The sequence below is a fragment of the Chitinibacter bivalviorum genome (assembly GCF_013403565.1).
GTDB classification, from domain to species: Bacteria; Pseudomonadota; Gammaproteobacteria; order Burkholderiales; family Chitinibacteraceae; genus Chitinibacter; species Chitinibacter bivalviorum.
In genome coordinates this window covers 1,537,852-1,560,002 of the sequence record NZ_CP058627.1, presented here as the reverse complement: position 1 = coordinate 1,560,002, position 22,151 = coordinate 1,537,852, and the positions used below count along the sequence as shown (strand labels likewise).

The window sequence follows — 22,151 nt, the reverse complement described above, 5'->3', positions numbered from 1 at the left end:
TTCCTTTATGACAAAGAGTTTGATAATTATGATTCTTTGTAATTATCAAGTTTGATTTTTGAAAGCAATGAAATGATATCAGCATTGAAAATGCGACATGTGTAAATCTGATGAAAGGAGTTTTAGGGTTTACTGATATTTCAGAACGCAAGCAGCCAGATTTACATTTGCTTAAATTGGCCTGCGTGGCTGCGACTCAATGGCAGGATGTCGGCCTTGAGCTTGAGGTGTATGCGTTGGCGCCCTAATAAATCGCGATCGATTTTATCGATTTGGGATAAGCACACAATGTAGCTGCGGTGGATTTGGGCAAAACGCTGCGGGTTAAGTTGCGGCAATAGCTCTTTAAGCGATGTACGGATGAGGTGCCGTTCAGTTGCGGTAATGATTTCAGTGTATTTTTCGCAGGCTTGAAAATAAATTACTTCATCGCACGAGACCAGGCGCGTTGTGTCCGCTAAACCCGTCGTCAGCCAAGTAAGATATTGCGTGGATGACACCGCTTGCCGTTGATTGAGCTGTTGCAATAACGTAGACAAATCAGGCACTTTGGCTTGGGTACGCTGTAGTTTGGCCACGCACTGGGCTAAGCGCAGATCGCTAACAGGTTTGAGCAGATAATCAACGGCGTTATTTTCAAATGCCGCCACCGCGTATTCGTCAAAAGCCGTCACAAAAACAACCCGAGTATTTTGTAAAGCGCCAGCAACTTGCAAACCCGTCATGCCGGGCATGCGGATGTCTAAAAAAGCCAAATCAGGCTGGAGCCGATTGATCTCGGCGCTGGCTTCAAGGCCATTTTTGGCTATCGCCACAATATCTAGCTGCGGCCACAAGGTTTGCAATCGCTCCGCCAGCGCTTGGGCGAGCAAAGGTTCATCATCGGCAATCAATGCGGTCGTCATGCGCTAGCTCTCTCTAAGGGCGAATCGTCGCGAACGCGATAAGGCAGGCTTAATTCGGCAATCACGCCGTGCGGGGCATTGGGATAGAGCGCCAAACGACCCTCATCGCCATACAGGCTCTGCAGCCGCGCACGTACATTAGCTAGACCCACGCCGTCGCTATTGCCAATTTGCAAACCTTGCCCCGTGTCGCTGACGCGTAGGCGTAATAGCTGTTTTGATGCGCCTTCGTCGCTCAGTTGTGCGGTAATGCTGATTTCGCCGCCGTTCACCGCCGGCTCGATGCCGTGCTCGAGGGCGTTTTCAACCAAAGGCTGTAGCAATAATGGTGGCAATTGTGCGTGCTGCAATCCTTCGGCGATCGTGATCTGGTAACGCAGTCGATCGCCCAAGCGGATCTGACTAATCGCGAGCAGGGCGCGGACTAAGTCGATTTCGTCTGCAAGGCTGGTTTGCGACTGCCGTGTGCGTGACAGACTGGCGCGTAGATATTGATTTAAGTGCTCGAGCATCGTTTGCGCCAAGGCCGCATCACGGGTGATGAGGCTATGCACATTGGCGAGGGTATTAAATAAAAAGTGAGGTTCAATTTGAGCTTGTAGCATTGCCAGCTGAGCCAAAGTTTCAGCCTGACGTGCTTCAGCTTGTTCACGTTTTGCAATTTCGAGGGCGTGTTTATAGGCAACCGAATGGTAAAAGAGGATAAAAAAGACCGCCGCGGCGCTTGATACCAGTAATGCACTGGCAAGCCAGCGCCATTCACTTTCAGGATTTCGCCATAAAAATAGCATGACATCGGGTTCGCCAAAAAAATGGGCGAGCTTAAAGCCAGCAGGGACGCCACAAATAATCGCAATCGGGGTGCGCCATTGCCAGCTAATTTCAAGGCGTTGATTGCACAATAAATAATTGCAGCATGAAATGCTAAAGCCAATGCAATTGGAAAAAATCATATTGCTGGCGAATGTATTGTGATTGCCCACCACGGTCAGGACGAGCGCAATGGCAATATTGATCAGCAGCATTAACGCCAATTCTTGCCACCAATGACGACTAGGTAGATCTCTAAGCCTTAAGGCGGGCATGATGATCCTTAGAAATAATATTTAATGAGTGCCTGCAGATTCGCCTGCTGAGGTAGAGCCCCAAATTGGCTCCCCGCACTGCCCGTTTGATATAGATATTGCAGCGCTAAATCGACTTGTTTGAAATGGTAGCGCGCCTCTAGCCAATATTGATGACTTTGATCGACCAAATCATGTTTAAACATGCCTGTAAGATCAAAATGTGACCAAATCGCATCATTCCAGCTCGCATAGGCAAATATACCGTGCTGTGTCGGGATATCTTGCACATTAAATACATAGCTGCGATAGCGCCAGTACGCCTGAGTTTGGCTGGCCAATGCCTGCCAAGCACTCTGATTTAAGGCTGCGCCATTGTATTGATATTCCAGCGTCAGGCTAATATTGGCCGGAAAAGTGTACGTCGCCCCCGTCGCTAAACGAGAATAATATTGTCGCTCTGCGCCCGATTCGTTCCAGGCTTGCGCCGCTAAGCTGGTGCTGCGGCCCCCATTGTATTCGCCATACACAGTCAGGGCATCATTGATGAGTGCGCTGGCGTTGAGCCCGATTTGCACGGGCTGGCCTTCTTGCCCATACAACAATAATTGTGGGGCAAGCCCGGAAGTGATTTGCTGGCTCAAAGCCACTTGCCAGCGATTAATCGGATTGCTAGTGCCAAAATCAGGCGCAAATGGCGCGTTTTGGCTATGGTCGCCCAATTTGGGCGAATAAATCGCCGTCACTGAGCCGGTATTCCACAGATATAGCCCACGCACCATGCCGCTACCGAGGCGATTTTCCCGCAAGCTGCTCGGCGCGATCGATACCACCGAGCGTATCGCACCGACTTTAAAATAGTCGGTCGGGTTGTAACCCATCGCCATGCCATTACGTTGATTAATCCGCCCCAGATCGGCAATCAAATTGGGCGTGGCCTGCCAGCCCAGATAGCCTTCGCGAAACGTATTGATTTGCGAGTTTTGAGCCCCCACCCAATCCAGATCAAGGCGATCGGAGAATACGGCATGGACATCGGCATTGAAATAATGATCCAGATACAGATCGAACGAGATACGCCCCTGCTGTATATCGCCCTGATCATTTCTTTGATTGATATTGCCAAGCATACCCTCAGTGAATAATCGCCATTCTTTGGCTTTGACCACCTCCGTGGGGGCGCTGTCAGCCAGACTCAGCGCATCCAGATCGTCGGCAAAACTGATGGTTGGCCAATAAGTCGCTAGAGCGATGATGATCGCGAGCTGGCTCAGGCGTGATGGCGTTGTCATTTGGCCTGCTCGGGATTAAAGCGTGGCAAATAGTCGCGCTGCAACCAACTTTCGGGTACATCACGAAATGCCAAGTCACTATTGCGCATCACGGTCACCCACTTTGGATCTAGCCCGTCGATGATGACCGTTTCCGTTGGGCGATCTTGCCCCAGTTGTTTTTGAAAATGCCGGTAATAGGCCGTTTTAAGCAGGCGATCACTGCTGGAGTAAAACTTGGCCTTGATCGGGCGATTATTGCTGCGATCAATCCAATACTCGATGCGATGGTAAGTGACCTCATTATTTTTGGCTTTTAAGTTCAGCAAATAGCTGGCGCGTTTTTGCCGTTCGCCATCTTGAATATCCTCTTCGCCGGCGAGGCTGGCATCGTAATCGAGCGCCAAATTTACCGTCACCACGTCGCCATTGGCCGCCTGACCTAGCAGCCGTTGTTGCGGCGAGATCCGCACGCTGGCTTTGCTGGCGGGGTCGTAAAACCATAGATCATTGCCATTTTTGAGTAGCAATTTTCCCGCATCGCGCTGCGGAGAAACAAAGCGGATTAGATTGCGAAATTGCCCGCTTTGACTGTCGGCCCGCGCGTAGATCGCCAACGTTGACGTATCGGTTTGCTTGCCATCGCGGTATTCGATCAGCGTATTGGTCAGGCCAAATGATTGATCAGGGTTACGAATCGCATCGCTGGCGGCCAGCAGGCTTTGTGCCGTCGGCGTGGCATAAATGCTGATCGAAACAAAGAGCGAACTGATCGCCAGTAGAGTAGGGCGCAACATTAGTTTTCTCCTTGCTCGTGCGTATAACGCGATTTCTTGCCGCAACGTGGCGTACGCAAACCGCTCAAACCAGCAATACCAACCACGATCAAAATCAGCGGCCACCACAGACTCAACAGGGTGTAGAGATTAGGCCACCAGCCCAGGTTATGGCCGAGGAAAGCTGCACCGAGTAAGACCAGAATAATTGAATGGAACATGACATTCTCCTGTAAGGGTATAGCCTTGTAATCATTTTGGATCAATGTCTGCAAGGCTATACATGCTGGTTAAACGTGTCTTAAAGCATCAACAATATTCAATTGCGCCGCGCGGCGAGCTGGCCACCACGCGGAAATCGCAGCGACGACCAACAAGCCAATTGCGGTGGTGGTGATCATGCGCATTTCACCCCACACGCGCACCGTCAGCGGCACGGGCTCGGTGTTACCCGGCGGCATCCACGTCATGCCACTGTGATTGACCAGATACGCCGCGGCCAAAGCCAGCGCCACCCCCAGCGCTGCGCCGACCATGCCGAGCAATACGCCTTCGCATACAAAGAGCCGGCGGATCCCGCTGCGGCGCAAGCCAATGGCGCGCAAGGTACCGATTTCGACGGTACGCTCAACCACGGCCATGCTCATCGTATTGCCGACGGTGAATAGCACAATCGCGCCGATCAGCAATGAGATAAAGCTGAAAATCGCAGCAAACATGCCGGTGATTTGGCCGTAGCTGGGGTTGAGCGTGGCGTAATCGTGCACTTCCAGCGCCATGTCTTTGAATTGGGTTTTGATTAGCTCATCCAGCCGCGCTTGCGCCGCCGAGATTTGGCTGCTGTGTTTCAGTTGCAAGGCAATTGCGGTGACTTGTGGTACATCGCCGCCGTACACCAATTTCTGCGCTTGCGATAAATGCAGCGTCACCGCCAGATCATCGAGCTCTTTGACACCTTTGCTCTCGGCTTTCACCACTTCCAGCGCCGCAACATTGGGCGCGCCGTGCGCATTGGCCGCCAGCAATTCGATTTGCGGGAATACGCTGCGTTTCGCTGGCGCGTCTTGCGCAGATTGCTCAGACAACGCCGTAATGTCATCGGGTGCGGCGGCCGCATTTTGGTCTGCGGCCTTGGTTTGTGAGACCTTGGTTTGTGCTTGGGGGCAGTTTTTCACAGCCAAAGGGCCGCACAGTTGCAAAACGCGCGCGACGCCTGTCCCGATGGTGGCGGCATTTTTGCTGGTGCCGGTTAAGGCGAGTAATTTGGCTTCGCCGGGAAACTGATAGTCGTTCCACAAGCGCATTTGGTTTTGTTCATCGACTACTACGCCACTACCGATCACGGTGCGCGACACACCGGCGGCGAAGTTGCCCGCAATGCCGCCCAAACTCAGTGTCGGGGTGACAACGGTCAGCATCGGCGCGAGGACAGGGTCTTTTTTCACCACATCAATCACACGTTGATAATCGCGAATGCCGTACGCAGCCGGATTACCCGTGCCGTAGAGGAAATAATCGGTGTGCTGGATTTGCAAATGCCCGCTGCTGCGCACAAACCCAGTTTGCAGCCCCAGATTGATATTTCCGCTGTAGCCGCCAAACAGCAGGATGGCGATCACACCAATGACCATTGCCAGTAGCGTCGTCATTGAACGACGGCGGTTGCGCAATAGATTGCGCCAAGCGAGAGAGAGCGTATTCATGCTGCCACCTGTTGAGTGCTGATTGTTTTAATGGCTGCAGTTTTCGCCGCGAGTGCATCACCCGCTGCTGCCGTTTCGACCAGTCGGCCATCGTGGATAAAGATCGCGTCATCGGCTGCGGCGAGCACTTGCGGATCGTGTGATGAAAATACAAACGACACATTCAGGTCACGCTGCATGGTGCGCATCAGCTCGATAATCGATGCCCCTGTGTGGCTGTCGAGATTGGCGGTGGGCTCATCGGCCAACACCCATTGCGGCTCGGTGGCCAAGGCGCGGGCAATCGCGACACGCTGGCGCTGACCCCCGGAAAGTTGGCCGGGTAAATTGCGAGCTTTGTCACTCAAACCCACTGCGTCGAGCAGCGAGAGAATGCGCGCTTTGCGTTTGGCTGCAGGCACTTTGGCGAGCAGCAGTGGGTACTCGATGTTTTCATACGCAGTGAGTACCGGCAGCAAATTGAAATTCTGGAAGATGAATCCAATGTGCCGCGAGCGAAAATCAGCCAAGGCGTCATCGCTCAGTTGTTTCACCTGTTGCCCAGCAATAATGATCTCGCCTGAATCTGGGCGATCGATGCAGCCGATCAGATTGAGTAAGGTGGTTTTGCCGCTACCCGAAGGGCCGGACAGCACGGTAAAGCGCTGCGGTGCGATGTTCAGATTGATGTCGATCAGCGCCGGAACGCGAATGGCATCGAGCTGGTAATGTTTATTGAGTTGTTTGATCTCTAGTGCTGACATTGTGTGTGCCCCTTTGTCGATATCGTTACTTTAGTGAGGCACCAGCAAGTGGGCTGAACAGTGCGATGAAATGCACATAGCATGGATGAAGTGTAAATATTGCCGATTAATGGTTTTGGCTTGCGGGATGAAAATGGGTGAGACGCGATTTAGTCAGATCACATGACGAAGTTGACGAGCCAGTAGAGCTCGCCGCAGACTTGCATCTTTGCGTGTAAAGAAAGCGGAAGCAGAATATGACCACGGTAGTCGTAGTTCATAAAGACGGCCAGATTGCGATTGCGGCCGACAGCCAATCGACCTTTGGCGATATGCGTTTGGGCGCGGTAGATGATGCGCGCTGGAATAAAATATTCGAACACGAAGGTAGTTATTTCGCCATTTGTGGCAGCGCAGCCCACGATCTGGTGCTGCAATCGGCGCTGAAAAAAATTAAGAACCTTGATTTTTCGAGCCGTGCCGCCATCTTTGAATCATTCCGCAAACTGCATACCAAGCTCAAAGAAGATTTTTTCCTCAAACCAGATGAGGAAGAAGACGACCCCTACGAGTCGAGCCAGATGACCGTCTTGGTCGCCAATCAGTACGGCATTTTTGGCGTGTATAGCTTGCGCGAAGTGTATGAATTTCAGCGTTTCTGGGCGATGGGTAGCGGGCGCGATTTTGCGATTGGCGCGATGCATGTGCTTTACGATCAACTCGACGCTGTAGCGTTGGCCAAAGTGGGCGTAGAAGCCGGTTGTGCCTTTGACGTGAGCTCCAGCTTGCCGATGACCAGTTATCAATTAACAAAAGTGCAGAAAGAATGAGGCGTGTTGAGCAGGTATAATGCGCGCCAACTCTGTAGCAGCCTAAGGTTTAAATAATGAAAGATGTATTAGAGCGATTCCTGTTTGATAAAGCGCCAGTGCGTGGCGAAATGGTCAAACTCGACGCAACCTACAAAGAAGTGCTGGCGCGCCACGATTACCCCGAAGTGCTCAAAAGCCGTATCGGCGAGCTGATGGCGGCGGGTGCGCTGCTGTCGGCGATGCTCAAATTTGACGGCACCTTGATTATGCAAATGCAGGGCATGGGTGCTTTGCAATTGCTCGTGGTCGAAGTGACGAGCCAAAATACCCTGCGGGCGACAGCGCGTTGGGATGCGGAAAAAATCGGCGCATTCGATGAAAAAGCCTCGGTGGCTGAATTACTTGGTCGTGGTCGCTTTATGATTACGCTCGACCCCACCGTGGGCGAAGCGTATCAAGGCGTGGTTGGGATGGAAGTGGGCCAAAGTGTGGCGCAGATTATCGAGCATTACATGACGCATTCTGAGCAGCTCGATACGCGCTTGTGGCTGGCCTGCGAAGACGGTATTGCAGCAGGCATGATGCTGCAAAAAATGCCAGCGCAGGACGATCAGGAAAACACCTGGGAGCATCTGGTGACGCTGGCCGATACAGTCAAGGCCGAAGAATTGCTCCAGCTTGAGCCACGCGAAACTTTGTATCGCTTATTCCACGAAGACAGCGCCCGCGTGTTTGACCCTGCTAGCCTGCGTTTTGCCTGCACCTGCTCACGTGAACGCGTTGGTGGCATGATCAAATTAATGGAACGCCATGAAGTTGACGAAGTCATCGCCGAGCGTGGCCATGTGCATGTCGTGTGTGATTTCTGCGGTAAAGAATACACCTTTGATCCGGTGGATATTGGCGTGCTGTATAGCGGCAGCGAAGGCGCAGGTTCCGCAACTTTGCAGTAAGGGTATTGGGCTGCAAGCCTTTATCGGTAATCTATTGAGATTAATACCTCTTGGTAAGTGGCCAAATTAAGTATTTAGCTAAAGAAAAAGCCAGTGCAATTGCACTGGCTTTTTTGTTTTCAGTACTGCTTAGTTTGTTTAGGCTGCCAATGCCTTGCTCACAATCTCAAACGTATCTGACGACAAGCCCTGATGATCGCGGATGCGCTCCAGCTCTTGCTTCATCAGCTCACGGCGCGATGGTTCGACTTTGGTCCAGCGGTTAAAGCAGCTGGCCAATCGGGCGGCGATTTGCGGGTTGATGGCGTCGAGCTCGATGATTTTTTCTGCCGCAAAAGCGTAGGCATAGCCGTCAGCCGCATGGAAATGCTGCAGATTGAGTACGCAGAATGACGTAATCAGTGCGCGCACCTTATTCGGGTTTTTCAGCGAAAACGCAGGATGATTCAATAGGCTCTGCACGCGGTTCAGCGCGCCTTGGCGGCGGCTGGTCGCTTGCAAGGTAAACCATTTATCCATCACCAGTGCATCATCAGCCCATTGCGCGGCAAAGTCCGCGAGCTGCGATTCACCGCCATCCCGATTAACCAAAGCTTTCAGCGCAGCGAGTCGGTCGGTCATATTATCGGCTTTGCGATATTGATCGGAAAGCAGGCTGGAGATCATCGCTTCATCCAGCTCAGACAAGTAATCTAGACAGACGTTTTTCAGGCTGCGACGTGCGACTTGATCGCCTTCGTAACGATACGGTGTGCCATCGTTGAGTTTTTGATAGACGGCCAATAACTCTTGGCGCAATTCACGCGCGATTTGCTGTTTGATGCTGTGACACACCAGCGCAAGGCGGCTGGGGTCGACGTCATTCAGTTGCTCAAGTAGGTATTTGTCTTCAGGCAATTGCAGCATGAGCGCGACCAGCGCGGGGTCGAGCTTGTCATTGCTCAGTAGCTTTTTATATGCGCTGATAAAGCTCGCTGGTGCTGCCAATGGCAAAGTAGCGTCTTTCTGGTACAACGTTTTGATCAGTTGGCAGGCAAAGGTATTGGCCGCTTCCCAGCGTGCAAAAGCGTCACTGTCGTTGGCCATCAAAAAGACCAATTCATCAGCGCTGTAATCATATTCAAGGATCACGGGGGCGGAAAAATCACGCAGCAAGGACGGCGTCGGTAAGCAGGGCACATTGATAAAGGTGAAACTCTGCGTCGCCTCGCGTAGTTGCACCACCCGTGTTGTGCCCTGTGGCGCGGCTTCATCCGCTAATTGCAAAGGCAGATCTTGCCCACGGCGGTCAATCAGACCGAGTGCAAATGGGATATGGAATGGTAGCTTTTCATTTTGGCCCGGTGTGGCTGCACATGACTGCGTCAGAGTGAGGGTATATGTCTGCGCTTCAGCGTTGTAGGCGGTGTGGGCAGATACCCTTGGTGTACCCGCTTGGCTATACCAACGCTCAAATTGCGCCAGATCGGCGTGATTCGCATCGGCCATCGCCGCACGGAAATCATCGCACGTGACCGCCTGACCATCGTGGCGCTTGAAATACAGATCCATCCCTTTACGGAAACCATCACGGCCGAGCAGAGTTTCGTACATGCGCACGACTTCGCTGCCTTTTTCGTAAATGGTCATCGTGTAGAAATTATTGATTTCCAGATATTCATCGGGCCGGATCGGGTGTGCTTGTGGGCCGGCATCTTCGGCAAATTGGCTGGTGCGTAGTGCACGTACATTGCTGATGCGCTGCACGGCACGACTGCCAATATCGCTAGAAAACTCCTGATCGCGATACACGGTCAGGCCTTCTTTGAGTGATAACTGGAACCAGTCGCGACACGTCACGCGATTGCCAGTCCAGTTGTGGAAGTATTCGTGGGCAACGACCGAGTCAATCCCATCGAAATCGACATCGGTCGCGGTGTCGGGTTTGGCCAGTACAAACTTGGTGTTGAAAATATTCAATCCCTTGTTTTCCATCGCGCCCATATTAAAGTCACTGACGGCGACGATCATATAGGTATCTAGGTCGTATTCCAGCCCGTAGCGTTCTTCATCCCACGCCATCGATTTTTGCGCAGCCGCCAGAGCGTGATGACATTTATCCAGGTTGCCGGGTTCAACGTAAATCTCGATATTGATCGTGCGGCCCGATTGCGTTTGGTGTGTGCCTGATAAAACGACCAATTTGCCCGCAACCAGTGCAAATAAATAAGCTGGCTTTTTAAATGGATCGACCCATTTGACCCAGTGGCGATTTTTGTCGAGTACGCCGCTGCCCACGCGGTTGCCATTGGATAGCAAGACCGGATAGCGCGACTTGTCGGCGATGATGGTCGTAGTGAATTTGGCCATCACATCGGGACGGTCGAGGTAATAGGTGATTTTGCGAAAACCTTCGGCCTCGCATTGGGTAAAGAAATTACCGCTAGATTGATACAAGCCCATCAAACTTGTGTTGCTGGCCGGATCGATCTTGGTCACGATTTCTAAAATACCATCGTCAGGCATCTGCGCAATGGTGAGCGTTGTGTCGCTGATCTGATACGCCGCCGAGTGAAGTGGTGCGCCATCGAGCTTGAGGCTTTCCAAGTGCAGCTCTTCGCCATGCAATACCAATGGCGTCCCGCTATCGACCCCAGTGTTGCGGCGGATGATCAGTCGTGAGGTGACTTTGGTCTGGGTATCTTCCAGATCGAAAGTTAAATCAACGCGGTCAATTAAATAGCTGGGGGGGGTATAGTCAAGACGATGAATGGCTTGGCGGCTGCTCATGGCGTGCGGCTCTTTTTAGTTAACTGGATAAAGATTGCAAGATTAAACCTGCTGTTGCGACAAGACAATGACAAAACAGCGGTGATTTTCATGAATTGCGAGGTCGAGTAATTTATGCTCTTGCTGTTTGAGTTGGATCAGATAGAACTAAAAAACAGATGCATATTCAAAAATAATCATTCTCTTGGATATAGAAGGGCTGGTATTATTTGCCTCAATGAGAGGCTAAGACAGATACCTTTTCGCTGCACCCAGTTGATGAATGGGTTTTGTCGTGGCTTCGGGTGCTTTGCTGGGCAATTTTTGTACCATTATTTAGCCGTATAACCGGATTGAAGCTATGTATATTTACGACGATTACGACCAAAAGATCGTGGACCAGCGCGTAGCGCAGTACCGCGATCAAACGCGCCGCTACTTGGCTGGCGAATTGACTGACGAAGAGTTCCGCCCTTTGCGTCTGCAAAACGGCTTGTATATTCAACGTCACGCTCCGATGTTGCGCGTTGCGATTCCATATGGTCATTTGCGTAGTGCGCAAGTTCGTAAGCTCGCCGAACTCGCTCGTAAATACGACAAAGGCTATGTGCATTTCACCACGCGCCAGAATGTCCAGTACAACTGGCCTGCGCTGGAAAACGTACCCGAAATGTTGGCCGAGCTGGCTACCGTGCAAATGCACGGTATTCAAACGTCAGGCGCCTGTATTCGTAATACCACGTCGGATCAATTCGCTGGTGTTGCGCACGATGAAATCGTTGATCCACGCCCATGGTGTGAAATCATTCGTCAATGGTCGACTTTCCACCCAGAATTTGCCCACCTGCCCCGTAAATTCAAAATCGCGGTGAATGGCGCGGTGGAAGATCGCGCAGCGGTCTTGGTTCACGACGTCGGCATCAACGTTAAATTGAACGAAGCGGGCGAAGTGGGCTTCGAGATTTTTGTGGGTGGCGGCTTGGGTCGCACGCCAATGATTGGTGATCTGATCAAGCCGTGGTTAGAACCAAAACATCTGCTGACTTATCTGAATGCGGTATTGCGTGTGTATAACCGCTACGGTCGTCGTGATAATAAGTACAAAGCGCGGATCAAGATTTTGGTGAAAGCGCTGACGCCTGAAGTATTCGCGGCCAAAGTTGAACAAGAATGGGCGTTCGAGAAAGATGGCGTTCAAACCTTAACTGAGGCTGAAATCGCCCGCAACCACCGCTTCTTTACTGCACCAGCCTACGAAACATTGCCAGTAGAAGACGCGGCTTTCACCGCTGCGAAGGCTGAGCATCCAGCGTTTGCTCGCTGGGTCGAGCGCAATGTGTTTGCCCACAAAGTGGCTGGCTATGCAGCGGTAACGTTCTCATTGAAGAAAACCGGTGTTCCACCGGGTGATGCAACTGATGCGCAGCTCGAAGACGTGGCGAACTTGGCTGATCGTTTCAGCTTTGGTGAAGTGCGCGTATCGCACGGCCAGAATCTGATTTTGGCGGATGTGAAGCAATCTGAATTGTTTGCTTTGTGGGAAGAGGCGAAACGCATTGGCTTTGCAACGCCAAATATTGGCTTGCTTACCGATTTGATTTGCTGCCCAGGCGGTGATTTCTGTGCCTTGGCCAATGCTAAATCAATTCCAGTGGCGCAAGCGATTCAAGAACGTTTTGATGATCTGGATTATCTGTTTGATCTGGGTGAAATCGATATGAATATGTCGGGCTGTATCAATGCCTGCGGTCACCATCACGTGGGTAATATCGGCATCTTGGGCGTGGATAAAAACAACGCCGAGTACTACCAAATTACGCTGGGCGGCCGCCAAGGCGCTGATGCCAAAATTGGTAAAGTGATTGGCCCATCGTTCGCGCAAGACGAAATGCCCGATGTGATGAGCAAAATTATTGATGTGTTTGTGGCCCATCGTGAAGGCGACGAGCGCTTTATCGACGTGTTCGACCGTATCGGTGCCGAGCCATTTAAAGCCAAAGTCTACGAAGGCAAACCAATTCGCAAGGAGAAAGCCGATGTCTAAGGTAATCATCAATCGTGAAATCGTTGAAAACCGTTGGACTCGCGTAATCGCCGATGCAGAGGGAGGGGTATCTGTCCCAAGTGAAGGCGCTATATTGGTTCCGTACCAATACTGGCTGGCAAATCGTGAAGCCTTGGCTGGGCGTGAAGTGGCGGTGTGTTTTGCGCCAGATGATGAGCCAGAGTCTTTGCCAGTCGATGCCAATACCTTCTCAATGATCGCCTGTGATTTCCCAGCGTTCACAGATGGTCGTGGCTTTAGTATTGGTCGCTTGCTGCGTGTACGTTATGGCTTTACTGGCGAGTTGCGTGCAGTGGGTGATGTATTTAAAGATACGCTTAACTATCTGGCCCGCTGTGGCTTTACCGCCTTTGATGTTCGTGCAGATAAAGACATCAATGAAGCGATTAAAGGCATCGACGACTTCACCGAGTTCTATCAATCAAGCGTAGACGTGCCAAACCCATTATTCCTGCGCCGCCCAGTGGCTGCTTAAGTCTGAATAATTAGTTGTATATATAAACAGCCCGCTTTTGCGGGCTGTGTGCTTTTCGGCGTGTTGATTTCGCTGTTTTCATGCCTTTCGTGCTTTTTCTGCAGTTTCTTTGCTTCTATTTCTCGATTTCTGACCGAATCCGCTGGTGCTGCGGACGTGGCTTTTGCGTTTGCTGCAAAAATGTTTCAATCTGGGTTGCTAATTAGATCAACCACTTAGCGCCTTTCTTCGCTTTTCTTTGCCGATAGGTGTTGACGGGTTTCGAGGCGGTGGGTATAGTTCGGCCTCTCTGCTGATGACGCAGCGAAACAAAACAAGTTTCTCTGGTTGTCGCAACGATCTTTAACAATATACAGCCGATGAGTGTGAGTGCTTGATTCGTAAGTCGAAACAAGTGCTTGCACTCAATTGAAAAAGTAATATTTGTAGTCTGAACTTCGGTTCAAACTCGGATGTTCTTTTGAGTATTGAAGTACAAGCCAAGTAGTAAAAATAGCATAGCGATTAAACGAAAGAGTTTGATCCTGGCTCAGATTGAACGCTGGCGGCATGCTTTACACATGCAAGTCGAACGGCAGCACGGACTTCGGTCTGGTGGCGAGTGGCGAACGGGTGAGTAATACATCGGAACGTACCCAGTAATGGGGGATAACTATCCGAAAGGATAGCTAATACCGCATACGCCCTACGGGGGAAAGAGGGGGATCGCAAGACCTCTTGTTATTGGAGCGGCCGATGGCTGATTAGCTAGTTGGTGAGGTAAAGGCTCACCAAGGCGACGATCAGTAGCGGGTCTTAGAGGACGATCCGCCACACTGGAACTGAGACACGGTCCAGACTCCTACGGGAGGCAGCAGTGGGGAATCTTGGACAATGGGCGCAAGCCTGATCCAGCAATGCCGCGTGCGTGAAGAAGGCCTTCGGGTTGTAAAGCGCTTTTGTCTGGGAGCAAATCCTTGTGGCTAATACCCACCGGGGATGAGAGTACCAGAAGAATAAGGACCGGCTAACTACGTGCCAGCAGCCGCGGTAATACGTAGGGTCCAAGCGTTAATCGGAATTACTGGGCGTAAAGCGTGCGCAGGTGGTTTGTTAAGCACGATGTGAAATCCCCGAGCTCAACTTGGGAATTGCATTGTGAACTGGCTAACTAGAGTACGGCAGAGGGGGGTGGAATTCCACGTGTAGCAGTGAAATGCGTAGAGATGTGGAGGAACACCGATGGCGAAGGCAACCCCCTGGGCTGATACTGACACTCATGCACGAAAGCGTGGGGAGCAAACAGGATTAGATACCCTGGTAGTCCACGCCCTAAACGATGTCAACTAGTTGTTGGGCTTTTCGGAGCTTAGTAACGCAGCTAACGCGTGAAGTTGACCGCCTGGGGAGTACGGTCGCAAGACTAAAACTCAAAGGAATTGACGGGGGCCCGCACAAGCGGTGGATGATGTGGATTAATTCGATGCAACGCGAAAAACCTTACCTGGTCTTGACATGTACGGAATCCTTGAGAGATCGAGGAGTGCCTTCGGGAGCCGTAACACAGGTGCTGCATGGCTGTCGTCAGCTCGTGTCGTGAGATGTTGGGTTAAGTCCCGCAACGAGCGCAACCCTTGCCATTAGTTGCTACCATTTAGTTGAGCACTTTAATGGGACTGCCGGTGACAAACCGGAGGAAGGTGGGGATGACGTCAAGTCCTCATGGCCCTTATGACCAGGGCTTCACACGTCATACAATGGTCGGTACAGAGGGTCGCTAACCCGCGAGGGGGTGCCAATCTCACAAAACCGATCGTAGTCCGGATTGCACTCTGCAACTCGAGTGCATGAAGTCGGAATCGCTAGTAATCGCGGATCAGCATGTCGCGGTGAATACGTTCCCGGGCCTTGTACACACCGCCCGTCACACCATGGGAGTGGGTTTCACCAGAAGTAGGTAGGCTAACCTTAGGGGGGCCGCTTACCACGGTGGGATTCATGACTGGGGTGAAGTCGTAACAAGGTAGCCGTAGGGGAACCTGCGGCTGGATCACCTCCTTTCAAGAGAAAGACCTGCGGGTCAAGTACTCACACTCATCGGCTGTAGAATTTGAAGATACAGAGAAAGTAACTGCGAGATGAAGCAATTGATCTCAGGGTTACGGACTTGGTTGGAAGCTGGGTCAGTCGCTCTGGCGGCGTAGATTATCTAAGGTAATCTCGAAGTTAGGGTTGATCTAGTGAAGACAAAAGCTGGGTCAGTAGCTCAGTCGGTTAGAGCACCGTCTTGATAAGGCGGGGGTCGCTGGTTCGATTCCAGCTTGACCCACCACTTACCTAGTAAGTGGAAACAGCTTAGTAATGCCAGATTGGGGGATTAGCTCAGTTGGGAGAGCACCTGCTTTGCAAGCAGGGGGTCGTCGGTTCGATCCCGTCATCCTCCACCACACCTTGCGGCGAGCACTGTGCAAACAGTGGTGCAGCAAAAAAGTCACTGTCAAGAATTTAGAATTCAGTCAATAGACGGATCAGTAGTTGGGATTCGGGTTGTTGATTTTGTTCTGGTTTCTTAAATCGGAATGTCGAAAGACATCTGTATCGTTCTTTAACAAAATAGAAGAAGTAATATCTCCTAATTAAACAATGTGAAAACAGGGTGACTTGTTTTTACAGTAATAAATTGGGTTGATTGTATCTGCTGATGTAAAAGTCAGCCGTTGAATAGCGTGAGAAACTATTCAACAAGTCGTAAATACGAAACTCTGACCAAGAGTACGGTAAAACGTGTTTGAGGTTATAGGATCAAGCGAATAAGTGCATCTGGTGGATGCCTTGGCGATGATAGGCGACGAAGGACGTGATAGCCTGCGATAAGCGTGGGGGAGCTGGCAAAGTGCTTTGATCCCACGATTTCCGAATGGGGAAACCCGGCCCTTTTGGGTCATCCTTGACTGAATACATAGGTCATGTGAAGCGAACGCGGTGAACTGAAACATCTAAGTAACCGCAGGAAAAGAAATCAACCGAGATTCCCAAAGTAGTGGCGAGCGAAATGGGAAGAGCCTGTACGTGATAGCAGTCGTGTTAATAGAACGGAATGGAAAGTCCGGCCATAGTGGGTGATAGCCCCGTATATGAAAACACAATTGTGGTACTAAGCGTACGACAAGTAGGGCGGGACACGAGAAATCCTGTTTGAAGATGGGGGGACCATCCTCCAAGGCTAAATACTCATCATCGACCGATAGTGAACCAGTACCGTGAGGGAAAGGCGAAAAGAACCCCGGGAGGGGAGTGAAATAGAACCTGAAACCGGATGCATACAAACAGTGGGAGCGGACTTGTTCCGTGACTGCGTACCTTTTGTATAATGGGTCAGCGACTTACGTTCAGTAGCAAGCTTAACCAAATAGGGGAGGCGTAGGGAAACCGAGTCCGAATAGGGCGCATAGTTGCTGGGCGTAGACCCGAAACCAAGTGATCTATCCATGGCCAGGATGAAGGTGCGGTAACACGCACTGGAGGTCCGAACCCACTAACGTTGCAAAGTTAGGGGATGAGCTGTGGATAGGGGTGAAAGGCTAAACAAACTTGGAAATAGCTGGTTCTCCTCGAAAACTATTTAGGTAGTGCCTCATGTATCACTGACGGGGGTAAAGCACTGTTATGGCTAGGGGGTCATCGCGACTTACCAAACCATGGCAAACTCTGAATACCGTCAAGTGCGAGCATGGGAGACAGTCCTGGGGTGCTAACGTCCTGGGACAAGAGGGAAACAACCCAGACCGCCGTCTAAGGTCCCAAATGATCAATTAAGTGGAAAACGAGGTGGGAAGGCATAGACAGCCAGGATGTTGGCTTAGAAGCAGCCATCATTTAAAGAAAGCGTAATAGCTCACTGGTCGAGTCGTCCTGCGCGGAAGATGTAACGGGGCTCAAATTGATAACCGAAGACGCGGATATGTACGATGTACATATGGTAGAGGAGCGTTCTGTAAGCCTGTGAAGGTGTCTTGAGAAGGATGCTGGAGGTATCAGAAGTGCGAATGCTGACATGAGTAGCGATAAAGGGGGTGAAAAGCCCCCTCACCGAAAACCCAAGGTTTCCTGCGCAACGTTCATCGGCGCAGGGTGAGTCGGCCCCTAAGGCGAGGCAGAAATGCGTAGTCGATGGGAAACAGGTTAATATTCCTGTACTTGGTATAAGTGCGATGTGGGGACGGAGAAGGTTACCTCAGCCAACGGTTGGAAGAGTTGGTTTAAGCGTGTAGGTGTGTGGCTTAGGCAAATCCGGGCTGCTTTAACACTGAGGCGTGATGACGAGTCTACTTGTAGACGAAGTGAGCGATACCCTGCTTCCAAGAAAAGCCACTAAGCTTCAGCTTATATTGAACCGTACCGCAAACCGACACAGGTGGGTAGGAAGAGTATTCTAAGGTGCTTGAGAGAACTCGGGAGAAGGAACTCGGCAAATTGACACCGTAACTTCGGGAGAAGGTGTGCCTCTAGTAGGTGAAGGTGTACAACCGGAGCCCAATGAGGCCGCAGAGAAATGAGGGCTGCGACTGTTTATCAAAAACACAGCACTGTGCTAACACGAAAGTGGATGTATACGGTGTGACGCCTGCCCGGTGCTGGAAGATTAAATGATGGGGTGCAAGCTCTTGATTGAAGTCCCAGTAAACGGCGGCCGTAACTATAACGGTCCTAAGGTAGCGAAATTCCTTGTCGGGTAAGTTCCGACCCGCACGAATGGCGTAACGATGGCCCTACTGTCTCCTCCCGAGACTCAGCGAAGTTGAAGTGTTTGTGAAGATGCAATCTCCCCGCTGCTAGACGGAAAGACCCCGTGAACCTTTACTGTAGCTTTGCATTGGACTTTGAAGTGGTTTGTGTAGGATAGGTGGGAGGCTTTGAAGCTGGAACGCTAGTTTCAGTGGAGCCGTCCTTGAAATACCACCCTGACCCCTTTGAGGTTCTAACCTTGGTCCGTTATCCGGATCGGGGACCGTGCATGGTAGGCAGTTTGACTGGGGCGGTCTCCTCCCAAATTGTAACGGAGGAGCTCGAAGGTCGCCTAGGTACGGTCGGACATCGTACTGATAGTGTAATGGCAAAAGGCGGCTTAACTGCGAGACCGACAAGTCGAGCAGGTGCGAAAGCAGGACATAGTGATCCGGTGGTTCTGAATGGAAGGGCCATCGCTCAACGGATAAAAGGTACTCCGGGGATAACAGGCTGATTCCGCCCAAGAGTTCACATCGACGGCGGAGTTTGGCACCTCGATGTCGGCTCATCACATCCTGGGGCTGTAGCCGGTCCCAAGGGTATGGCTGTTCGCCATTTAAAGTGGTACGTGAGCTGGGTTCAAAACGTCGTGAGACAGTTTGGTCCCTATCTGCAGTGGGCGTTGGAAGTTTGAGGGGGGCTGCTCCTAGTACGAGAGGACCGGAGTGGACTGACCTCTGGTGTACCGGTTGTCACGCCAGTGGCATTGCCGGGTAGCTAAGTCGGGAATAGATAAGCGCTGAAAGCATCTAAGCGCGAAACTAGCCTCAAGATGAGACTTCCCTAGGTCTTTAAGACCTCTAAAGGATCGTTCGAGACCAGGACGTTGATAGGTCGGGTGTGGAAGCGCAGTAATGCGTTAAGCTAACCGATACTAATTGCCCGTGAGGCTTGATCCTATAACCTGAGACGCGTTAAGCGGCTGATGGTATAATCGACCCAATACAAGTTAAGAGATATGAGATCAGTTGATGAGTGTAGCGAATCAACTGATTGTTAAGACTTCTTCTATTTCGAGTGATTGTTTGAAAGAACAGTGACTCACCCAGTTTTGTCTGGTGACCATAGCGAGGTGGTCCCACTCCTTCCCATCCCGAACAGGACAGTGAAACGCCTCAGCGCCGATGATAGTGCGGATAGCCCGTGTGAAAGTAGGTCATTGCCAGACTCCCCTAAAGAAAGCCCAGCTCAATCGAGCTGGGCTTTTTGCTTTGCGCGAAGGAAATGAAACTCCATAGAGTAGAATCGCGCTCTTTTGATATGATCCGTGGTGCCTGCAATCGTGATCGCTGTCGCTAATAAAACCAATTTTAGAATCTGCCTGTCGTGAAATTATCGAAGAAGGCCGCTCCATTAATCTTCGCGAAATCGAGCGAAATGTACCGCATGAAATTCTAATGAGAGTTGAGCATCTCTATGATGTTCTGAATGAAGTAAAGTAGGGGTTGGGTATCAGCTGACCCCCGTCGTGTTACAAAACAATAAAGCCGACTTTAAGTTGGCTTTTTTGTTGCTTACCCTAACTAGTAGCATTTTTCGGGGCTATCACATTTTTGTGATAAAGCATAATGTGGCACTTCGAAAAATAAAGCATAAATTGGCATTACTGCCACTTTATGCATTACGCCATAATTTCTTGAAGCTTTGTGAAACAAGTGGGGTGGGGGGAGTTGAAATCATGCCCTAGATCCGTTGCTATTATTGAGTTCTGTTAGTTTGTTTTTTAAAAAGGGGACAGAAATGGGGACAGGTTTCGTCTCTGCTAGCTTTGTACTGCATAAACACGAATAATTCGTTTTTTCTGTTAGTGTTAAGAAGCAGCTTTGAGCTAGCTTCGATTTCAATTACTACCCTTGAGACGAGACGTAGATGAAGTGCAAAGTGCTTCAATGTAGGTTGGCAAATCGGTATGTGAGTATGGGGTTGGAGCTGTACCATTTCTCTGTAGGATTTTCACTTTTCCTGATAACTGTCGGCGTTATTGTCGCAATTTTTTTTTGGGGGGGGGCTAATCGGCTCATCCACATGAAGTGATGGCCAGCCAGGCGTCTGGTTGCTTGCACTAGGGCTGCACTAATTATTGAAGGAGTTACCCTAAGAATTGCTGCAATTTTGTGTGCAGATACCTGTGAGCCATGATTGTTCTTTCAGTTGCTAGCTGAGCAATGTCTATATTTGGTGTTTCTGGCTCCGGGGATGCGGGCGTTTTTTTGCGAAATAGATTGCACAATTCATCATCACTAAACTGGTTGAACATAGCGAGTAGTTCACGCACTAAAATTTGCGCTTGGGCGGAAGGGGGACTGTTTTGCAGGCCACGATGTTCATAGATCGTCCAATGATATCCGCCGTCTTGGCGTTGATTCAGCTTGAGTTGAACTGTCGACAAACGCTCATCATCAGGTGAGCGGACTGAAAAAATAAACATCGATGACTGAATACAATCAATTGCACGGCTGGCCACGCAATGATGCATCGCGCTCCCTTCGCGGATGAGTTCTGCATCCGAACGCAGCGGGATAACATATCCTAGCTGGTGGTGCCATGGTGATGTGAGCGGAGAAGGCCATACGCGGGGAGACGCTACGACGGCCTGCTTGTTGGGTAATGGTCGATGTAATTGCCGCAACCAATATCGTCCAGCAAGCAGTACTTGCCACGGGCTCAATCGCGATAGGGCCTGAGCCAGCTGTTGTTCCAGCGTGGTATCACGCACACCGTCCTCATCAGCTTGGTATTGCGGATTAATGGCGCGAATGTAGCGTGCTAGCGATTCAAGAAAATCTTCAATCACTTCAAACGGGTTTTCTGCCGGAAAACATTGCCGTGCTTTAGTCATGGCGTTCTGCCAGCCGAGTTGACTCAATGTTGGTAGCCACGCTCTCACTAAGCTTTGCCAGGGCATTTGGCCTAACCATGCCTGCAACATCATGCCGACAATCTGCCATTCGGCAGGCGATGTTGGACGTTTCTCACGGGCGATCATCGCGCACCATTGAACAATCTCGGCCACTGGGCGTAAAACCAGGCAAGTGGGCAAATCGCTGACTTTGAGTGGCAAACACCAGCGTGCAACTTCACTATTCACTTGGGCATGCTGCGCGAGTCCGGGGATTAAGGCTTGGCCGGTATCAATTGCGTGACATAAAACATCGGCACCTGGATCGCTATTTCCCCACAATTTGGCACTCAAAGGAAAAACCCGTAATGCATCAAAGCGATTACGCCGCACCGTTTCATCGCCATGAATGAGTAAGTTGTAGTGTTCGAAACTTAATGGAATCGTGCTTGGCCAGGACTGAATGAGCTGTGCAAATTGTAGTTGTAGAGCAAATGCTCCGAGCTGAGTGGGCTGAAAAAGGCGTTTGCAGCGCGCAAAATGACTGAGCTTGCGCGGTAATTGGCTATTAAAGCGCTCAACCGCCACGCAATAAATCGGCCAGCGTACGACTGTGAAAAAATAGGCCTGCCAATCGGCCAAGGTACTCGCTACAAATGGCCGTTGCTCCCGATTCAGTGCCGTCAGCATTTGATCGAGAGGTATATCGAGGCTGCGACAATCTAGCCATTCAGGAGTGGCCATATCGTATTGCTGGCAGACATCTCGCATCAACTCACCTAAAGCCAACAGCAGCATCAAACATTGGCCATTGTCTAACTCCAGCAAGATCAATTGCGGTGCATCGGCGGTCACGACGAGGTGTTGCGACGCGCTGGGTGAAGGCCAAATTACCAACTGCCGCGCACCTTGCATGGATACTCGTTCTAACGTTGTTGCAGTTGGCATATCGACCTAATGCGAGTATGAATAAGTGTAGCTTAGCCAATGCCCTAGCTCGCCACATGAGCCTGCCAAACCTTCATACCTTCAAACCGATCGAAGTTCGGTT

13 protein-coding genes, 2 tRNA genes and 3 rRNA genes are annotated in these 22,151 nt (G+C 50.9%); 9 read left to right on the top strand and 9 right to left on the bottom strand.

Going from position 1 to position 22,151, the window contains the following annotated elements:
* Nucleotides 1-161 precede the first annotated feature (161 nt).
* From HQ393_RS07260 to HQ393_RS07230, 7 genes are all read right to left on the bottom strand, one after another.
* Nucleotides 162-905 (bottom strand): LytR/AlgR family response regulator transcription factor, encoded by a 744-nt coding sequence (locus HQ393_RS07260; protein WP_179358148.1) that lies wholly within the window; start codon nucleotides 903-905, stop codon nucleotides 162-164.
* Nucleotides 902-1,990 (bottom strand): sensor histidine kinase, encoded by a 1,089-nt coding sequence (locus HQ393_RS07255; RefSeq protein WP_218871330.1) that lies wholly within the window; start codon nucleotides 1,988-1,990, stop codon nucleotides 902-904. The genes HQ393_RS07260 and HQ393_RS07255 overlap by 4 nt, the downstream gene beginning before the upstream one ends.
* A gap of 8 nt (nucleotides 1,991-1,998) precedes the next feature.
* Nucleotides 1,999-3,261, bottom strand: coding sequence for a hypothetical protein (locus tag HQ393_RS07250; RefSeq protein WP_179358147.1), 1,263 nt, complete (start codon nucleotides 3,259-3,261; stop codon nucleotides 1,999-2,001).
* A complete protein-coding gene (locus HQ393_RS07245; RefSeq protein WP_179358146.1) occupies nucleotides 3,258-4,037 on the bottom strand; it encodes an outer membrane lipoprotein-sorting protein in 780 nt (259 codons plus the stop codon). The genes HQ393_RS07250 and HQ393_RS07245 overlap by 4 nt, the downstream gene beginning before the upstream one ends.
* Entirely contained in the window at nucleotides 4,037-4,237 is a 201-nt protein-coding gene (locus tag HQ393_RS07240) for a LiaI-LiaF-like domain-containing protein (protein WP_179358145.1), read from the bottom strand. Before HQ393_RS07240 ends, HQ393_RS07245 begins: the two co-directional genes overlap by 1 nt.
* 69 nt (nucleotides 4,238-4,306) lie before the next feature.
* Nucleotides 4,307-5,719: an ABC transporter permease gene (locus HQ393_RS07235; RefSeq protein ID WP_179358144.1), complete on the bottom strand. Its 1,413-nt coding sequence runs from the start codon at nucleotides 5,717-5,719 to the stop codon at nucleotides 4,307-4,309.
* Entirely contained in the window at nucleotides 5,716-6,462 is a 747-nt protein-coding gene (locus HQ393_RS07230; protein WP_179358143.1) for an ABC transporter ATP-binding protein, read from the bottom strand. The genes HQ393_RS07235 and HQ393_RS07230 overlap by 4 nt, the downstream gene beginning before the upstream one ends.
* A gap of 236 nt (nucleotides 6,463-6,698) precedes the next feature.
* Between HQ393_RS07230 and HQ393_RS07225 the strand changes: the two genes are divergently transcribed.
* Both HQ393_RS07225 and hslO read left to right on the top strand, forming a co-directional pair.
* Nucleotides 6,699-7,271, top strand: coding sequence for an Ntn hydrolase family protein (locus HQ393_RS07225; protein WP_179358142.1), 573 nt, complete (start codon nucleotides 6,699-6,701; stop codon nucleotides 7,269-7,271).
* A gap of 56 nt (nucleotides 7,272-7,327) precedes the next feature.
* A complete protein-coding gene (gene hslO, locus HQ393_RS07220; RefSeq protein WP_179358141.1) occupies nucleotides 7,328-8,206 on the top strand; it encodes an Hsp33 family molecular chaperone HslO in 879 nt (292 codons plus the stop codon).
* A 138-nt stretch (nucleotides 8,207-8,344) separates the two neighbouring features.
* On the opposite strand, the gene pepN is transcribed toward hslO, so the two are convergent.
* Entirely contained in the window at nucleotides 8,345-10,975 is a 2,631-nt protein-coding gene (gene pepN / locus HQ393_RS07215) for an aminopeptidase N (protein WP_179358140.1), read from the bottom strand.
* Nucleotides 10,976-11,315: 340 nt separating this feature from the next.
* Between pepN and HQ393_RS07210 the strand changes: the two genes are divergently transcribed.
* From HQ393_RS07210 to rrf, 7 genes are all read left to right on the top strand, one after another.
* Entirely contained in the window at nucleotides 11,316-12,998 is a 1,683-nt protein-coding gene (locus tag HQ393_RS07210) for a nitrite/sulfite reductase (RefSeq protein ID WP_179358139.1), read from the top strand.
* Nucleotides 12,991-13,494 (top strand): DUF934 domain-containing protein, encoded by a 504-nt coding sequence (locus HQ393_RS07205; protein ID WP_179358138.1) that lies wholly within the window; start codon nucleotides 12,991-12,993, stop codon nucleotides 13,492-13,494. Before HQ393_RS07210 ends, HQ393_RS07205 begins: the two co-directional genes overlap by 8 nt.
* A 506-nt stretch (nucleotides 13,495-14,000) precedes the next feature.
* Nucleotides 14,001-15,534 (top strand): 16S ribosomal RNA (locus HQ393_RS07200).
* A 194-nt stretch (nucleotides 15,535-15,728) separates the two neighbouring features.
* Nucleotides 15,729-15,805: transfer RNA gene (locus HQ393_RS07195), tRNA-Ile, on the top strand.
* Nucleotides 15,806-15,844: 39 nt separating this feature from the next.
* Nucleotides 15,845-15,920 (top strand) — tRNA-Ala (locus tag HQ393_RS07190).
* 353 nt (nucleotides 15,921-16,273) lie between these two features.
* A 23S ribosomal RNA gene (locus HQ393_RS07185) occupies nucleotides 16,274-19,160 on the top strand.
* Between the two features lie 155 nt (nucleotides 19,161-19,315).
* Nucleotides 19,316-19,429, top strand: a 5S ribosomal RNA gene (gene rrf / locus HQ393_RS07180).
* Together the 16S, 23S and 5S rRNA genes with 2 tRNA genes alongside form the textbook arrangement of a ribosomal RNA operon.
* 921 nt (nucleotides 19,430-20,350) lie before the next feature.
* Here the strand turns inward: rrf and HQ393_RS07175 are convergent.
* Nucleotides 20,351-22,015, bottom strand: a complete 1,665-nt coding sequence (locus HQ393_RS07175) for a PcfJ domain-containing protein (protein ID WP_179358137.1) — start codon at nucleotides 22,013-22,015, stop codon at nucleotides 20,351-20,353.
* Between the last annotated feature and the right edge of the window lie 136 nt (nucleotides 22,016-22,151).

Bases quoted from the DNA above. Each gene is read 5' to 3' on its own strand.
- HQ393_RS07210 (WP_179358139.1), top strand. From the start codon at position 11,316: ATGTATATTTACGACGATTACGACCAAAAGATCGTGGACCAGCGCGTA.
- HQ393_RS07205 (WP_179358138.1), top strand. From the start codon at position 12,991: ATGTCTAAGGTAATCATCAATCGTGAAATCGTTGAAAACCGTTGGACT.
- hslO (WP_179358141.1), top strand. From the start codon at position 7,328: ATGAAAGATGTATTAGAGCGATTCCTGTTTGATAAAGCGCCAGTGCGT.
- HQ393_RS07225 (WP_179358142.1), top strand. From the start codon at position 6,699: ATGACCACGGTAGTCGTAGTTCATAAAGACGGCCAGATTGCGATTGCG.
- pepN (WP_179358140.1), bottom strand. From the start codon at position 10,975: ATGAGCAGCCGCCAAGCCATTCATCGTCTTGACTATACCCCCCCCAGC.
- HQ393_RS07255 (WP_218871330.1), bottom strand. From the start codon at position 1,990: ATGCCCGCCTTAAGGCTTAGAGATCTACCTAGTCGTCATTGGTGGCAA.
- HQ393_RS07250 (WP_179358147.1), bottom strand. From the start codon at position 3,261: ATGACAACGCCATCACGCCTGAGCCAGCTCGCGATCATCATCGCTCTA.
- HQ393_RS07260 (WP_179358148.1), bottom strand. From the start codon at position 905: ATGACGACCGCATTGATTGCCGATGATGAACCTTTGCTCGCCCAAGCG.
- HQ393_RS07230 (WP_179358143.1), bottom strand. From the start codon at position 6,462: ATGTCAGCACTAGAGATCAAACAACTCAATAAACATTACCAGCTCGAT.
- HQ393_RS07240 (WP_179358145.1), bottom strand. From the start codon at position 4,237: ATGTTCCATTCAATTATTCTGGTCTTACTCGGTGCAGCTTTCCTCGGC.
- HQ393_RS07235 (WP_179358144.1), bottom strand. From the start codon at position 5,719: ATGAATACGCTCTCTCTCGCTTGGCGCAATCTATTGCGCAACCGCCGT.
- HQ393_RS07175 (WP_179358137.1), bottom strand. From the start codon at position 22,015: ATGCAAGGTGCGCGGCAGTTGGTAATTTGGCCTTCACCCAGCGCGTCG.
- HQ393_RS07245 (WP_179358146.1), bottom strand. From the start codon at position 4,037: ATGTTGCGCCCTACTCTACTGGCGATCAGTTCGCTCTTTGTTTCGATC.